This window comes from Bacillus sp. JH7, from assembly GCF_001563515.1.
GTDB classification, from domain to species: domain Bacteria; phylum Bacillota; class Bacilli; order Bacillales; family Bacillaceae_G; genus Bacillus_A; species Bacillus_A cereus.
This window is the reverse complement of record NZ_LPUS01000001.1, coordinates 1,657,815-1,674,626: the sequence shown is the minus strand read 5'-3', so window position 1 is coordinate 1,674,626 and position 16,812 is coordinate 1,657,815. Positions and strand designations below refer to the sequence as shown.

The window sequence follows — 16,812 nt, the reverse complement described above, 5'->3', positions numbered from 1 at the left end:
GATATTTATATGTCAATATGCTCATTAAAAATAATGCCTTTTTAACTAACTTAACCAAAATTAGTTAAAAAATGTATTACAAGTAAAAATTTGAAATATCCCCAAGAAAAATTACAATATTAAAAACATCCTTTCTTTTGGTTCTAAAGAAAGGATGTTTTTATAACAGGCTTTTTCAAGTGTCTATTCTATAGGGTACATTTACCAGTGTTCTTCTCTTTATTATTTCATTAAGTAACATTAGCATTACATTTTGTATGGTTTCTTAAAAAATTTCAGTAAAAGAACATATTAATTTTGAAGTGTACAAATAGGGAGAGTGACTTCAACTGTAGTTCCCTTATTCACTTCACTCTCAATAAATACATTTCCCTGATGTGTTTCAATGATTTTATAACAGATCATTAACCCTAAGCCAATCCCCTCTTCTTTAATACTATAAAAAGGTTCTCCGAGGTATGGTATACGTTCTTTTGGAATGCCACACCCTTGATCGATAAAACGAATACTTAATTGATTATTATCAAGTATATTTAATTGAATGAGAATTTCTCCTCCCATCGGCATAGATTCAATTGCATTTTTTAATATATTAACAAATACTTGCTTTAATTGATTTCCTTCACATGAAATCAATGGAATACCAGGGTTAAGATCGATTTTAATTTTTATATTATTCATCATTGCTTGAGGTTGTAGTAGCATTAAAACTTGATCCATTAGCACACTAATATCATTAGGTTTTATTTTTACCACCTGTGGTTTGGCTACCGCCATAAATTCAGTTGTAATACTCTCTATACGCTCAATCTCTGATGATACTATATTTATATAACTTTGATTATTTTCATTTTCCGTTGATTTTAGTAATTGCATGAACCCTTTCATTGCAGTTAATGGATTATTAATCTCATGAGCCATTACAGTCGCTAATTGTCCTACAACAGCAAGTTTTTCAGATTTTCGTAATAATTCTTCTGTTTTTAGCCGTTCAGTGATATCACGAGAAATACTTAGGAAAACTTTTTTACCATTTAAGTTAAAAACACGAACACTAAACTCAGTTGTTATTACTTTTCCTGTTGGAAAAACATATTCATCTTGCAAAGTGAAGGAAGTTTGTCCCTTTTTAATTTTTTCTAATAACCTTACGATTATTTGAGAATCTTGTGGTACTATATTTGAAAATGATAATGAGAGCAACTCTTCTCTACTATATCCAAATCTTCTACACCCAACAGGGTTTACCTCAATAAATCGACTTGGAGCATTATCTTCATTCAGCTCTACTACATATACCGCATCAGTTGCTTGTTCAATTAGTGCACGGTACTTCATTTCACTATCTCTTAATTGCTGGTGTAATCGATGTCGTTCTCTTTCTGCTTGTTTTCTTTCAGAGATGTCTCTACATATTGCTGATAAAGCTATCACATTTCCTCTTACATCTAGTATAGGAGAAACTGTCAGACTGACATCAAGAAGACTCCCATCGCTCCTTTGTCTAACAGTTTCTAATCTAGTAACCACAGATTCACCTGTTAGAATTTTCTGAATATTTTTAAGCGATTCTTCCATTAAAAAATCTGGTACACAAGGTAATCTCTTACCTATGATTTCTTGTGATGACCACCCAAATATCTTTTCATAAGCTTTATTCGCTTGTAAAATATGCCCTTCTCGATCAGAAATGGTAATAGCATCTAGATTGTGCTTTATAAATGATTCCAATAATTCTTTGGTAGCGCTTAATTCTGATTCTACCTTTTTCCTTTCGGTTATATCAACTGTAGAACCAACAACTTCAATAACTTGTCCATTTCGTTTAATCGGCCTAAGCGCAATAAGAATAATAGTTTTATCATTTGGCCAAGGTAATTCAAATATAATTTCTTTTCCTTCCCATGCCTGAAGATAGTACTTCATCAATTGTGGAACTAAATGTGGAGGAACAATAGAAGCATCAATAGTACGTAAGCTTTTTCCTACCACCTGTTCAGAATAAAATCCGTTTTGATAATAAAACTGTCCATCACATAAAGTGTGTATAAAGTGCTTACCCACTTTTTTAAATTTAAAAATTCCTCCTTGAAGCTCATGTACGGTATCTGCAAGTTCTTGCTTCGATTTTTTTAATTCTCGATTCATTTTAGATAAGTCCTGTGTTAAATAATACAATCTCTGGTAGGCTTCCATAAGAAATAGCCCAATTAAAAGTCCTAACGCTATATATAATAAGCCTCCTGTGTAAAGTAATGTAGTATTAAATAATACGCCAACTAACCACTTTATTCCAATAAAAACAGAAAAATATAACGATGCACTTTTAAAAGGATGTAGTTTTTTAAAATAAGTTTTAAAGGTAGAAAATAGAATCCCCATACCTAAATAAGCAATCACAGGAGGTTCCCAGTACCCTCCTGTGTAAAAGATACGCATTACAATTATGCTAATTAACGTAATCCAACCAGCAATACGACCAAAGTAAATAAAAGATAGAATAAGAGGAACAACTCGAAGATCGTAGGAAAATCCCATGTATGGAAAAGAAAAGAACATTAACGTAACTGCAATAATCCCTCCATAGAGCTTTTCAAAATATCGACTAGAATTAATTGTAAACACTTGAATAAATATTGCTGCGCTAACTAATAAAGAAAAAATAGAAAGGTTGATGAAATAATCTTTAATAATCATGTAATGTCCCTCCTTGCATTAAGTGTATTCGACAAAAAAACTAAAAATCCTACAAATTGTATAAACAGTTCAAATGCATAAATTTTAAACTAGGATAAAATCTAGAAAAGTAAATACGGAGCACAGCAGATGAGATATTTTAATGAAAAATAGTTCAAAAAAGATAATAGTAACCGTTGACTACTATTATCTTTTTTCTTTAAGTTATCGTAATATGTCTGAAACTCTAAGGGACGTGGTATGTCATTTCATCAAACAATGATTATATGCTAAGTCATGAATATAGAAATTTCAGCAGTAATTTTTGAAAAATAACATAAAAAACAAAACTATCTTTGAAAATGGAAAAAACCTATATAAATGTCAACTAATCTATGTACAAAAACGTTCACTTAATTTTGTATAAAATCACTCCACTTAGGAAGCTAAGTAGTTCTTCAAGGTCGATAAGAACACCTGTAGATGCTTCAGGATAACTACATAATTGTATGAGTAATGTACTTGAAACCTTTCGGTAAAACCATACACATAAGACAACTAACTCCTTGATTCAATATTTACTTTTTAGCTGAACAAATTCTTTTTCTTGAGCAAAATATTCTAGGATATAAGGAGATTTTTCATTTAACTTGTTGTCTAGTTTATTGTCCAGCTCCAATTACTTCGTTACTTTCAGATTCAGTTCATTATATTTTGTACTTTGTCTTTATACACAACATATTCTTTACCATCCACTACTGCTACTACCGCAAATTCATCATTTGGATTGAATGAAAGCCAATCAGCCCACATGTTAGTATTAGCCCCTCCACTCCACATATTATGAACAGTGTTTTTAGTTAAATTCATAACTTTATAAGACGCATTTGGCGCATTTGTTCCAGTCTTTATTTCAAAAGTGTATGCGTTATGAATTTTTTTATAAAAGTAGAAAACGTTTGATGGACGAAGCTGATTCAAAAAATCTTGTTCTTTTTTCTCTGCAATTTTTATCCCTTCTTGCAAAGTGACAACATCTGTTTTTAATGTTTTCCAACTGTTTTTCGCTGCATTCAAGCTAGGAGTTAAGAATTTATATTTATTTTGATCAGCTTTTTGATCAGCTTTATCAATATGTCCCAGTACACCCGAATATTGAGAATCTAAATCCTCCCATTGCGTAGACATATAAGTAAGAGCAGTGATAGCACTATCAAGCATACTATGCATATCACTAATATTATGAAATGCAACTCCAACTACACGATTCAATGTTATTTTATAATCTACAGTCTGACGCAATTTTTCTAATTCAGGTTCTAGCCAACCTAACTTACCTCTTGCATCACCTATCATTATGCCACCAGCAATCAAGGTTGGAATAAAGGGGATTTTCACCATGTCTAAGCCCTTAGATTCTATGTCTTTCTGATATTTTACTTGTCCCAAAAGGTCCTCTAGACGCTTTTGGTCAGCCTCCACATCAGCACCTTGGTTTTTTAAAATCGATTGCAATGTCTCTTTATGACTTCCAAATGTTCTAACATCTTCTCCAATAGCATTTTTTAATTGAATTAATTCTTCTATTAATGCTTTTGCAGACTTTTGATTTTGTTGAATTCCTCCCTGTAAATCTATAATCCCTTTTTTTAAAGTATCTCCATTTCCAGTATTGATCGCCTCTACTAATGTTTCATAATAATTTTCAAATTTTGTATCGTATTCTATAATGCCTGTCAATGTATCAAAAAGCTGTTTTTTTACTTGTGTATTCCATGTAACAGCATGTGCTCTTGCATTCTTTTGATCTTGTACAATTTTACTAGGTAAATCTGCATTTCCATTAATAGTTATTCCTTCAAAACTCACATCTGGATTATTAATTAGCAAATAAGAATATTCATTCATAGCTTTTGCAAATAAACCAGCATCTTGCAAAGCTTTTTTCATCTGTTCTTCATTTGCTGAAAGAGACATATTTTCAGTGTTCGTTTGTTCAATTTCAATTGCAAAAGTTTCTAGTGGTATGACTGCATAAGTAGTTGTTATAGTTAAAAACGCTGATACAGCGAGTAGTTTATGAGGGATTTTTTTCATCATTTCGTATTCCTCCTATATAAGGTATGGTTTCAAGTTCTAATCTTATTAAAAAGCGATGTCTTTCAAAATGAGTTCTACATCTTTTATCAGTATCGTTTGAACTTTCTTTAGCAGCCTTCAAATCATTAAGTATTAAAGAAAATGTATATAATCTGCTTCAAATTAACCGATTCTGTTGCAAATTTAAAAAAAGCAATTAAACTACAAGGTTATTTTTTATTCGAATCATACTTATATATAATTGAAAGGCGAAGTCTTTAATGAGACTCCGCCTTTCTGTTATATAAGGATTTATTAATTATTACTTTTCTGTTTAACAGTGTAATCATAGACTTTCTATGTTTTAGTTCACTTTACAACAGAATTAATATTTCCCTATTTTTGTGGAGTAACAGTTTCCACTTTTAATTCCTTTATTCCTTCTTTTAATGTAACAGCATCTGTTCGTAATGTTTTCCAACTGTCTTTCGCTGCATTTAAATTAGGTTTTAAGAATTTAAATTTATTTTGATCGGCTTTTTGAGCTGCATTCTCAATATGCCCTAGAACGCCCGAATATTGAGAATCTAAATCATGCCACTGCGTGGACATATAAGTAAGAGCGTTAATAGCATCATCAAGCGCCTTGTGCATTTCATTAATATTACTGTAAGCAACTCCAACTACACGATTTAAGGTTACTTTATAATCCACGGTCTGACGTAATTCTGCTAATAAAGGCTCTAACTTACCTAAATTATCCCTTGCTACTCCCACTATGATACCGCCAATTATTGGTAGACCCAAAATAGCACCCTTCATTACATTAAACCCATCAGATTCTAATTGTTTATAATAGTTTACTGATCCTAATACTTCTTCTAGACGCTTTTGATCGGCATCAACATCTGCACCTTGATTTTTTAAAATTGACTGCAAGAGCTCTTTATTACTTCCAAATGCTCTAACATCGTGTCCAATAGAGTCTCTTAATTTAGTTAATTCTTCTATTAGTTGTTGTGCATACTTTTGATTTTGTTGAATTTCACCTCGTAAATCTGTAATCCCTTCTTTTAAAGTTTCTCCATCCCCTGTATTAATCGCCTCTATCATTGTTTCATAATAATTATCAAATGTTGTATCGTATTCAACAATACCATTCAGTGTATCTAAAAGCTGTTTTTTTACTTTCGTATCCCAAGTAACGGCATGTGCCCTTGCATTCTTTTGATCTTGTACGATTCTACCAGGTAAATCTACATATCCATTAATGGTAATTCCCTCAAAATTCACATCAGGATTCTTAATTAACATATAAGAATAGGCATTCATAGATTTTGCAAATAATCCAGCCTTTTGCAAGGTCTCTTTCATTCTCGCTTCATTTGCAGAAAGAGCCGTATCTCCATTATTCGTTTGTTCAATTTCACTTGCAAAAGTTGTTACTGGTGAAACTACATTAGCAGTTGTAATAGTTAATAGCGTCGATACAGCGAGTAATTTGTAAGGGATTTTTTTTATCATTTCATTTTCCTCCAATTTAGGTTTTAAATTTCAGTTCTACTCCTGTTTAAAAGCAATATCTTTTGAAATGAATTCTGCATCTTTATGAATATCATTCCAACTTTCTTTAGCGGCTTTTAAATCATCTGGTATTAAAGAGAATTTGTGGTCTTGCATAGAATCGATATTATCCAATAAATCTGTATAATTTGCGCCCATTGTATTCCATTGCTTTTGAATATTTGTTAGAGACAATATCGCTTGATCTACAGTCTGGTATAAATATGCCAATGTTTCTTTCGCGTTAGTAAGCGAAAGAACTGCTTGATTAGCACGATCTGCTTTCATACTTAATTCTCCGATTTTGTTAGAAATTTCATTATAGGAGTCCATATGCTTAGATGCTGTGACACCAGCCGCAGTTCCTAGACCGATACCAGCTGCGCCAAGAGCCGAGAGTCCACCAACAACAGCCGGTGTTGCTGTACCGCCAGTTACAACAATAACTACCGCTCCTCCAATAGCTGCAATAACTAAAATAGCTGCTCCCAATCCACCACCAATTGACCATGCTAATACATCATCAAAATGTTTTTTCTGAGTAGAACGAAGTTGCTCAATTTCAGCTTGAAGTTGTGGAATCGTTGCCTGTTGACCTGCTAATATTGCAGTTAATCCACCTTTCCCATCTGGACCACCAACATTATTTTTAAAATCTGTAGAATTTTGATATAGTTTCCCTTTGAAGTCTTGTAGCATCTTAATCACATCTGTAACTTCTTTTGAATTTGTATTGATTGTAGTAATTAAATCATTTATACCCTCTTTTAGACCTGCCTTATCTTTCTTTTGTACAGTTTCTACTAATGTGTCGTAATAATTTTGAAATTGTTCATCGTAATTTACAATATTACGAGCAGTTTTTTGAATCTGTGGCTTCGCTGTATCTAACCAGTAATTCGCATTGATTCGTGACAGCTCTTGATTAAGGTGAATATTTTTGAGCAACTCTCCCCCCTCTGAGCCTAAATCGATATTAGATAAATTTACATTTGGTTGCTTAATCATTGTTTTTGCGTATAAATCCATTACTAGAATATGAGACCCTGTTTCAGCTAATGCTTTCTTCAGTCCTTCGGGGCCCAATGCATAATTGCCTACTTTTTGTTCTTGAGCGGTCGTTTCTTGTGCAAATGCATGAATAGTGTTACCGGTAGTAGCAGTTATAACAGTTGCTAATGTAGCTAAAGTTAGTACTTTGAATGGAAATTTTTTCATGACTATTCTCCTTCTTTCGCTAAATGCTTATAATCTTTATGAATTCCCAAAAAACGCAATATCAAAATTTATATACTTGTTCTTCAAGGTAACTTATTACATTTTTTAATTGTCTTAATGTATCTTTTTGAGACTGCTCGTTAGTTGTATCAACATTAGTAGATAATTTTGTAATGCTATTTTTTATTAGATTTAAATCTTCTTTATAGCGCTTTAGTAGGTCAAGTTCTACATCTACTTGATTTGCAAACGTATGCAAATCATTTTGTGTAAGAAGAAGCATTGATTTTTGTAAATCAGCTATTGATAATTTCGTTGTTAAATCATATATTTTTTGATTTTGTTTCTCTAAATCATCTAAATATGCTCGCTGTTCTGCTGTTAATTTATTTACTTCAGCAAAAACGCCAAATGTTTTCTTAATCTTTTCGGTATCAATGACCTTCATCAGGTCATACTCTTGTGTTTTTGCTGCGGCTGCGGCTGCTATTTCACCTTGTTTGCTTTTCTCAATTGCTTCACGAGCTGCTTTTTTTGCTGCTTCAATCTCTAGAGCAGTTTTACCTTGTTCTGTCGCTTCTTGCGCCGCTTTTTTCTCCGCTTCTAAAATAGAGTTGTTAATTTCTTTTCCTTTGTTATACGCTGCCACCCCTGCTTGAGCAGCCGGTTCAATAATTTCTTTTGAAAGACTATAAACTTCTTTGAATATAGCAAATCCCTGTTCATTTAAAGCCCCTGGTATTAATGCAATTTGCTGTAAATCATTTTGAATTGCTTTTTTGGTATTTAATATTTCATTTTTTAACTGATCTATTTTTCCTGTTCCATCTGTACTTAGTATGCCTTGCGCAGTTGCCACATTAGTATCAAAATCTTTTAATTTTTTATCAAGCTGTAATTTAAGATCTGTTAATTCATTGATTTGTCGTTGCGCATTTTCTTGATTCGTCATAGCCATTTCTTGAAGTACTTCAAGTCTATCCGAAAACCCTTCTCTATCTTCTTTATTGTCTACAAACGATTTTAATGTCGGGTAATAACTATTAAATTTTGTTACAAATCCTTTACTTTTTGAATTTAATAGAATTAACTGTGGATAGAGTTCCGATGACCATTCCTTCATATCTTGTTTGATTAGGAATTGATTGGTATTTAAAGCTGGGACTTCCTCTAGCTGTACATTAGGACTCATTAAAGATTGATCAATATACGTTTGGACTAATTTAGAATGCGCACCTAATTTTCGTAATGATGAAGAAATATCCATGTTTTCTTGTTGAGTTTCTGCTTGAACGATTGGTGTTGCGAGAGTATTGATAGGAATAGTTGCTCCAGTTACAATGGATGTTATTAAAAATCCTGTCATTATTTTAGTTTTCATTCCGTACACTCCTTTACCATTGTTTTTATAACTTAATTCATATAACTTGTACGACCGCTCTCTTTGTAAACTGGATAAGAAGGAGAAATCTTTCAGATACGTTAATATCGTTGTTTTTTACTTCTAATAGGATATAAGGATTTTATTTATCTCTCATTTCGATACTCTATTTTTTAAAATATAAATAACAAAAATTTATTAACTATATTTGAATCAGGCACCTTATGAGTAGTAAATTATTAATTCTTTCCTAAAGTTGCGGTTTAACTTACAGAATCGTGAGGATCAATAAACCAATGCTTACAGTTAATCTTGTCATAACATTGTTTAATTTCAATTTGATAATATCCCTCTTAGTTTTGTCAGCAAACTCCTTACTAGACAACAAAAGATGAAATTATACTGTACATTGCTTATACTTTTATTGCGGAATAACTTCACTTTTGTTATGCAGAAACTTAGAACACGTTTATTACCAATTTGATTCTTGACCTCTTGTGAATAAATTGACTATTTAGAAAATTATTAAAGACATAATGTTACTTACAACTTCACTATAATTCCTATTAGCGTAACCTTCTCCTTTCTGTCTGGTCATACCAGTTATGTTGTTCATTAAAACATTAAATTTTTAATGCGTAAATAGAAAGATTTTGTCGATTAAGCTCGATAATTCACTGTTAAATAAAAATATGTCCCGGAAAAAATTATATAAATATAGTTATTCGTAAATTTCATTTCTGTAATTGGAATGATTACAAATTAATGTGTATACGGTTAAAAATAACTATTTTAGCTCAACCAAGAAATTTTATTTTAGAAAAAATACTTATAGAATAATATAATAGGTTTTTTTATACTTTTTTACCTTTATTTAGTTATGTATAATTGCATAAAATGTAGATATATTTAGTAATATATGTTATATTATTGATTTTTCACAAAAAAATCCTAATATCATTATTAATAAATATCCAGTATGAAGATATTAGTCTATAAACTTATCTTCGTTATAAACATAGGTTTTAAATTACAAAAAAGCTGCAAAGCTTCCTTGGAACACTTTGCAGCCTTCTGTCTTTTTATTTCCTTTAGCAAAATAACGGTTAGTGTATTTTTTCAAATTAACAATATGGTACAAAGATTTCCATTGAGCTTTTGCTCACATATGTGTTTATAAAGTCTTCAAGAGCTATTTGTTTGAGCTGACATCAGACTAGTTTATCTGATTCAGAACTATACCGATAAAGTGCAACTTTAATCAGTGGGGGTTTTGTTCATCCCCACTGATTATTAGCCCACACCAATCGGGCTTTTACGGGCAGCCCGCCCCCCCACCTAACTTCTTTGCTTTCGCTGAATTTTTAGATGGAGGTCTTACTGCCCGGCAAATAGCGGGATAAATTCAGCACATGATTGTTATTAAAAAAATAGATATACTTTGTTTCTCCATTATTTTTCTAACTCCTAAAAATTGAAACTGTTCCGCTAACAAGATAATATCTGGTTAATCTCATACGTCTATTTGAATACAAGTTCTTTTTCTAGACAAATCACAAACTCTTTCTAGAGTAATAAGTCCAGTATTTTCATCTTTTGGGATACTTACACCCATGTTTAAGTCTTTACATTGGAGACAGCAAATAACAAGCTTATATTATTGTATATTTTTCACGGTACTGCCTAGGAGTCATGCTAGTGATTTTTTTGAAAACTCTTATAAAATAACTTTGGTCATTAAAGTTAAGCCAAGCACAGATATCTGATAACGAATAAGTAGTGAGGGTTAATAATTTCTTTGCTTCTTCCACTCGTTCCCTTTGAATATATTCACTTAAAGTAATTCCCATTTCTTTTTTAAATAGTTTAGACAGATAAGTAGGCGTAATTTCTAAATGATTAGCAAGTTCATTCAGAGATATTCCATCGTAAACATTTTTATTAATATGTTTTATACATGTAGTAACCGCGTAAGAATACTTTTTTGCATTGTATTCTTTCACACGATCTGCAAAGGTACGTAAAGCGTCCCCTGATAATCGCTTTACAGATTCTACATTATCTAATTGTTCTAGGGTTTGTATATATAAAATACTATGGGCAAAAGCAATATCTGGTGGCAGATTTCCTTCTATTGCATATCGAGTGGCTAAGGTAATCGCAATAATTCCAAGGTTTTTTTGATTCCTGAGCGGATCCTCTACTAGCATAAGTTCAACATCTTCTTGCGAAACCGCATACATATACTGTATTAACTTTTTTTTATTTCCTTCTTTGATAGTCGAAAAGAAATCATTTACTAATGCCATATTGTGCGTTTTAGGTTTGTTTTGTCGACGTTTTAAAATATATAAATCAGGTTTCACATTTTTATTAGGAGTTTTCTCTAGTACTTTATTTTTTTCCAAGACAATATCTACATCTAACTTTTCATTGAAAATCATGTAATGTAATAAAATTCCCATATCAATTAATGTAGTTTTTTTAATCTCAGATAAACACTGATAATAGGCAAGTCTTTCTTGAATGTTATCATTTGATTTAAATTCTTTCTGAAATTTTATGATCATATCATCTGAATCTTTTGAATGTATAGTAGGACCGATTATAATAGTCCCTTTAATATCATCATGATTTTCTATATGAATTAGAACAAAATTTTCAAGATAGTTGTTGCTTCGAAAAAGTGGCAAGTTACAGGGATCGTTTTCTTGATAAATATCACTAAGATGTTCTTCTTTTGAAGAATAAAAAGGACTACAAACATTATCAGATGTAGAATGATATAAAATTTTTCTGTCTGCAGATAAAATATGTACAGGGGCATTAAATGCTTTATGTGCAAGATCACACAAGTGTTGTATATCGATAGAAGTATTCATTACATTCTCCTTTATAGATCCATAAAATATATTTTGTTATATATAATTCACGACAAATAATACTATAAAATATCAAATTAGTACAATTCACAACAAAATATTACTATATCTTTTTTATAAAAATCATATATTATTTAATTGTAGTTAGCATCTAAATATCAGAGTAGATACGTAAAGGAAATACACTAAGTTCTTTTCTTAATTCTACAAAATATAATTATTGAATTTGAGAAAACAGTGAAGTACTTCAAAATACAGTGGTAGTCAATGCGAGGACCAAGCTGGAAAAAGATTTAAAATAAAGCGAAAGTAACAGGAGATACTGTACCACCGCAAGAAACAACAGTCAAAGTTCCAATTCATTCATTTATACAAATTGAATTCAAAAAATAAATACTGCTAATTTAAATGTGAAACTGAAAAACTATTTTGCTCCAAATTTTAGAAAAAGATAATAAAGAAGTTGTGAAATTGGAAACAGATGAAAGCGATACGGCTATTTTTGAAGCACTATGCTTTGAAAAGTACAAGGTGGAGGAAATTCAAGTACTCAATTAAATATTTAATTAAGAGAAAGGTCTTTTCATCAACTAAAAATAAAAAACGAATGGAATATTCAAAAACATGACACTATATTACTGGTCGTAACAATAGTTTTACTTTCCACAAAAGAGGAAAAATATATAGACTTTACAAATACTAAGAATAGCAAACTAGATAGTTTTATTACCGCATCACATAAAGTGAAACTTTAATCAGTGGGGGTTTTGTTCATCCCCCACTGATTATTAGCTCTCACCAATCGGGCTTTTACGGGCAGCCCCCCCCCCACCTAACTTCTTTGGCTTCGGCTGAATTTTGAGGTGGAGGTCTTACTGCCCGGCAAATAGCGGGATAAACTTATTATCAATTTCCAAATACAATAGTTGTTAATCAACAAAAAAACTTCAATAATTAAGGTGCACAGTAAATTGACCTCAAAACAGTAATTACTACAATATCAGTTTTTACTTATTCTATAAAAAAGAAATATCACTTAATAATTATTACTTTATATCAATTTAGACATAAAACATTTTATTATATCGGCTTAAGTATTATGAAATTAAAATTACAAATAACACCAAAACTCTTTTAAGGGCTCGCACATCGTTCGTATCTGGTTGATTATCTTTTGATACCTATGTCATTAACACAACTAAAAAAGTTTATTACAAAGGAATCTGAGAGGTTTTTTCAATTTCGAAATTTATTTTTTTGTAAATTAAAGGAAAAATAATCCATATATACGGATTATTTTCTTAGTGTACTCTGTATTGACCTGTTAACTGTTTTTCAGCCATTCTAACTAAGCGTTTTGTAATCTCTCCACCGATCCGAACCATTTGCAGATGATGTGATGTATCAGGTCCCAGTGTGACTCCTAGTTCAAAAGCAATTTTATACTTCATTTGCTCAATAGTACTTGTAGTAGCAGAAATAAGAATTTCATTTGTATTACTTTCGCATCTTTGAATATTTATAAATAACATGTACCTAATTATGCTATTTATGCATGAGTAACCTAATTTATTCCAGTATTTTTATAGAAACCCTTTCCTTCCCCTTATTCCACCAATTAAATTTGAAAAACAAATGTACATTGCATTTCAATATAACAATAAAAGCTACAAAAGCAACGAATTTACTATTTTAAAGTTAAGTGTTTAACCTTGAAGTACTTAAATTCTTTTTTCCAGATAAAGCATACATTATATCTTGATGTTTTATTGTCCTTTTATAATTATGTGGTATCGGGAATTTATTTCGGTGTTCTTTTATTATAATTAAAGTTTGAAGTTCTATGTTCAATACTTTTGCGAGGACATGATAGTTATATCCATTGTTTAACAGAGAAATTATGTCATAAAACATAGTTTTTCCACCCACTAATTTTACTAATTTATTCTTTAACTCATCCCCTTTTTCTTTAGCTTCATCAATTTCTAACAACATAGATTTTTTATTTGTCTGCTTAATGTATTGAGTATACAACTCTGGGAATTCTTTTTGTACTTCTTTGTTTAATACTGGTTTATATTTAATCATATAAGTAACTTGTAACAATGAGCGTTTTAACAAACTATCTTCAATGAGATACGCTACTTTATTAAATAAATGGACATATTCCTCAATATTGGAATAACTATTAAAATGAGCTAATACTCTACTTTTTATACTAAAAGCCTTGCCTACATAAATAATATTGTCATTATAATCTTTAATGAAATAAATACCACTGTCAGATTTTTTCAATTTATTATCTAATTCTTCTATACTCATAAAATGCAATTCACTCATACTTCTCTCTCCTTAGCAGTTTTAAATCGTAAAAAACAAGCAAGGTTTCTAAAAAAGTACTTAGCTGCCCTAGCATCTCTTATTTTATCTCTTGCTAAATGTCAAAAAACTGTTTCTATGTTCCTCAACTATCAATATGATTATTAATAAAATTTTCTATCGTTATTATCTCGCAATTTTATCATGTAATTTCGAGATCGTTTCCTCATTTAAATTACTGTGTTTTATCGAATAAAGGAAATATATTACTACCCCAATAGTAATCCAAATACTAAAGTACACCCATGTCCTTAACGGTAAATTTAGCATTAAAAACACACAGCATACAATTGCAACGCATGGTAATACAGGTACAAAAGGTACCATAAATCCACGTTTTAAATTTGGGTGTGATTTACGTAGAATAATAACTGATAGACAAACTAACGCAAACGTCACCAAACTACCGATATTAACTAAATTAACTAATTCTTTCAAATCAATAAACCCAGCTATTATAGAGCTCCCTATTCCTGCCAATCCAGTTATAAAAGTGGGTGCTCCAGTTTTCTTATTAACTTTCGCAAATGATTTCGGTAACAATCCATCACGACTCATTGCAAAGAATACTCATGTTGCCGCATACATATTGGAAAAAATAACAGCCATAAGGCCAATTACAGCACCTGCAGCAATTGCACCAGCGACTTTTCCTTGTCCTACAACTTCCATTACATAAGCCATCGCCTCAGGAACATTTAATTCTTTATAGGAAACCATTCCTGTCATAACAAGACATACCATAACATAAATAATTGTACATATGATTAATGATGCAATAATACCGATCGGAAGATTACGTTTCGGATCTTTTACTTCTTCTGCTGAAGTTGCTAATATATCAAAACCCGTAAAAGCGAATAAAATAGCTGCTCCACCCGTAAAAACTCCACTTAAACCGTATGGTGCAATTGGTATCCAGTTTATTGGTTTTACATAGAATATACCAACCGTAATAAACAACAAAATCATTCCAATTTTAATCAATACCATTGTATTATTGATTCGTTTACTTTCTCTCGTACCACGGGATAACATCCATGCTAATATCAATGTAATGATTACTGCTGGTAGATTCACAATACCACCATGCGAAGGAATCGTTACTAGAGCTTTAGGTATCTCTAATCCAAATCCCTTTATTAAATTGTGGAAATAGCCTGTCCATCCAGCAGCGACAGCCGCTGTTGCCACGATATATATTAATAGCAATGACCAACCTACTAGATGAGCAACAAACTCACCAATTGTTGCATATGAGTATGTATATACACTACCAGACGCCGGGAGTGTAGAAGCAATTTCCGCGTAACATAATGCTATAAATCCACATATAATTGCTGCAAGTATAAATGAAAAAACAACTGCTGGGCCAGCATTTCTTGCTGCTACTAATCCAGTTAACACAAGAACGCCCGTTCCAACTATCGAGCCTACCCCTAACATAATTAAATCAAATGCTCCTAATGTTTTCGTTAAAGTCTTGCTTTGATTATGCTCTAACAATTGTGTAACGGATTTCTTTTTTAGTAAATTACTCATATTTTCTGTATCCCCTTTAAAATAAGGTTTATTCTTCTCGTTAGTGTTGTATATAAATTTACTTAGTTATTAACTAGCCTCATAATATTTCTTTTACATTAAATAGATTTAAAATATTATATAAATTCGCTTCTCACTTACTAGTTAAACTAGACATTTCCATAGATTTTTGCGTACAACGTTTCATAGCTGAAATGATAGCTGTTCTTAAACCTTTTTCTTCTAGCGTTACTACAGCCTCTATCGTCGTTCCACCTGGAGAACAAACCATATCCTTCAATTCACCTGGATGTATTCCTGTTTCCAATACCATTTTTGCAGAACCTAATACAGCCTGAGCCGCAAATTTATAAGCTTGTTTTCTCGGCATACCGCCAAGTACAGCAGCATCTGCCATGGCTTCTATAAACATATACACATATGCTGGAGAAGAACCACTAATAGATGTAACAACATCCATTAGTTTTTCATTTATGACCTCCGTCTGGCCGAAAATATTAAATATGTTCAGTACCTCTTTTATATCTTTTTCTGTAACCATTTCATTAAAACATAACGCAGACATTCCTTCTCCAACAAGTGCCGGTGTATTAGGCATTACTCTAACAACTTTTAACTTTCTACCAAATTCATTCTCAGTGCTCTTAATACTTTTCCCTGCAGCAATAGTTACAACGATTACATCATTTTTTATTTGATCTTTTATTTGGTTAATTACCGATGAGTATAAATCTGGTTTGATTGATAAAATTAAAATGTCAGCGCTGTTAGCGACTTCATTGTTGTTAGTAGTTATAGTTATGCCATATTCATTACTAGCATTTTTTAAATTAATGACATTTAAATCTGAACAAATTATTTGATCTGGAGAAACTATATTTTTTTTAATCATCCCACCTATCATAGCAATACCCATGTTTCCACATCCGATGAATCCTATTTGTTTATTCATAATAATTTGCTCTTGCTCCTTCTACTCTAAATTTTATTGATCTTGAAATTATTATTCTAAATAAGGGCTATTACAATTACTTGGTTTATCAATAGAATTTCAAAATTCTCCTTCCTATATAGAGCTTACATATACCTCTA

10 protein-coding genes and 2 pseudogenes are annotated in these 16,812 nt (G+C 31.4%); 1 reads left to right on the top strand and 11 read right to left on the bottom strand.

Features of this window, described 5'->3' with window-relative positions; translation table 11 throughout:
- Positions 1-291: 291 nt before the first annotated feature.
- From AU379_RS08450 to AU379_RS08425, 7 genes and pseudogenes are all read right to left on the bottom strand, one after another.
- On the bottom strand, positions 292-2,697 hold the full coding sequence (locus AU379_RS08450) for a PAS domain S-box protein (RefSeq protein WP_061139117.1): 2,406 nt from the start codon (positions 2,695-2,697) through the stop codon (positions 292-294).
- Between the two features lie 445 nt (positions 2,698-3,142).
- Positions 3,143-3,355, bottom strand: a pseudogene (locus tag AU379_RS31195) (IS4 family transposase); the annotation flags it as partial.
- 20 nt (positions 3,356-3,375) lie between these two features.
- On the bottom strand, positions 3,376-4,776 hold the full coding sequence (hblA, locus tag AU379_RS08445; RefSeq protein ID WP_061139116.1) for a hemolytic enterotoxin HBL binding subunit HblA: 1,401 nt from the start codon (positions 4,774-4,776) through the stop codon (positions 3,376-3,378).
- Between the two features lie 375 nt (positions 4,777-5,151).
- Complete coding sequence (gene hblB, locus AU379_RS08440) at positions 5,152-6,279, bottom strand: hemolytic enterotoxin HBL binding subunit HblB (RefSeq protein WP_000591969.1); 1,128 nt, start codon at positions 6,277-6,279, stop codon at positions 5,152-5,154.
- Between the two features lie 36 nt (positions 6,280-6,315).
- On the bottom strand, positions 6,316-7,536 hold the full coding sequence (gene hblD, locus AU379_RS08435) for a hemolytic enterotoxin HBL lytic component L1 (RefSeq protein ID WP_000714435.1): 1,221 nt from the start codon (positions 7,534-7,536) through the stop codon (positions 6,316-6,318).
- A gap of 61 nt (positions 7,537-7,597) precedes the next feature.
- Positions 7,598-8,917 carry a hemolytic enterotoxin HBL lytic component L2 gene (hblC, locus tag AU379_RS08430; RefSeq protein ID WP_000850227.1) on the bottom strand — a complete coding sequence of 440 codons (1,320 nt, stop codon included), beginning with the start codon at positions 8,915-8,917 and terminating at the stop codon, positions 7,598-7,600.
- A gap of 1,652 nt (positions 8,918-10,569) precedes the next feature.
- A complete protein-coding gene (locus AU379_RS08425) occupies positions 10,570-11,799 on the bottom strand; it encodes a helix-turn-helix domain-containing protein (protein WP_061139115.1) in 1,230 nt (409 codons plus the stop codon).
- A 429-nt stretch (positions 11,800-12,228) separates the two neighbouring features.
- On the opposite strand from AU379_RS08425, the gene AU379_RS28685 reads away from it, so the two are divergent.
- Positions 12,229-12,357, top strand: a complete 129-nt coding sequence (locus tag AU379_RS28685) for a hypothetical protein (protein WP_000939299.1) — start codon at positions 12,229-12,231, stop codon at positions 12,355-12,357.
- 743 nt (positions 12,358-13,100) lie between these two features.
- Here AU379_RS28685 and AU379_RS08420 read toward each other — a convergent pair.
- The 4 genes and pseudogenes from AU379_RS08420 to proC form a co-directional block, all read right to left on the bottom strand.
- Positions 13,101-13,331 (bottom strand): alpha/beta-type small acid-soluble spore protein, encoded by a 231-nt coding sequence (locus AU379_RS08420; RefSeq protein ID WP_000897398.1) that lies wholly within the window; start codon positions 13,329-13,331, stop codon positions 13,101-13,103.
- 166 nt (positions 13,332-13,497) lie between these two features.
- The gene (locus AU379_RS08415; protein WP_001292158.1) at positions 13,498-14,139 is read right to left on the bottom strand and encodes an excinuclease ABC subunit C; all 642 of its coding nucleotides are present in this window, start codon (positions 14,137-14,139) and stop codon (positions 13,498-13,500) included.
- Positions 14,140-14,304: 165 nt separating this feature from the next.
- Positions 14,305-15,720, bottom strand: a pseudogene (locus tag AU379_RS08410) (amino acid permease).
- Between the two features lie 133 nt (positions 15,721-15,853).
- The gene (gene proC, locus AU379_RS08405) at positions 15,854-16,672 is read right to left on the bottom strand and encodes a pyrroline-5-carboxylate reductase (protein WP_001041290.1); all 819 of its coding nucleotides are present in this window, start codon (positions 16,670-16,672) and stop codon (positions 15,854-15,856) included.
- Between the last annotated feature and the right edge of the window lie 140 nt (positions 16,673-16,812).

Bases quoted from the DNA above. Each gene is read 5' to 3' on its own strand.
- hblD (WP_000714435.1), bottom strand. From the start codon at position 7,536: ATGAAAAAATTTCCATTCAAAGTACTAACTTTAGCTACATTAGCAACT.
- hblB (WP_000591969.1), bottom strand. From the start codon at position 6,279: ATGATAAAAAAAATCCCTTACAAATTACTCGCTGTATCGACGCTATTA.
- proC (WP_001041290.1), bottom strand. From the start codon at position 16,672: ATGAATAAACAAATAGGATTCATCGGATGTGGAAACATGGGTATTGCT.
- AU379_RS08415 (WP_001292158.1), bottom strand. From the start codon at position 14,139: ATGAGTGAATTGCATTTTATGAGTATAGAAGAATTAGATAATAAATTG.
- AU379_RS08450 (WP_061139117.1), bottom strand. From the start codon at position 2,697: ATGATTATTAAAGATTATTTCATCAACCTTTCTATTTTTTCTTTATTA.
- hblA (WP_061139116.1), bottom strand. From the start codon at position 4,776: ATGATGAAAAAAATCCCTCATAAACTACTCGCTGTATCAGCGTTTTTA.
- AU379_RS08420 (WP_000897398.1), bottom strand. From the start codon at position 13,331: ATGTTATTTATAAATATTCAAAGATGCGAAAGTAATACAAATGAAATT.
- AU379_RS08425 (WP_061139115.1), bottom strand. From the start codon at position 11,799: ATGAATACTTCTATCGATATACAACACTTGTGTGATCTTGCACATAAA.
- hblC (WP_000850227.1), bottom strand. From the start codon at position 8,917: ATGAAAACTAAAATAATGACAGGATTTTTAATAACATCCATTGTAACT.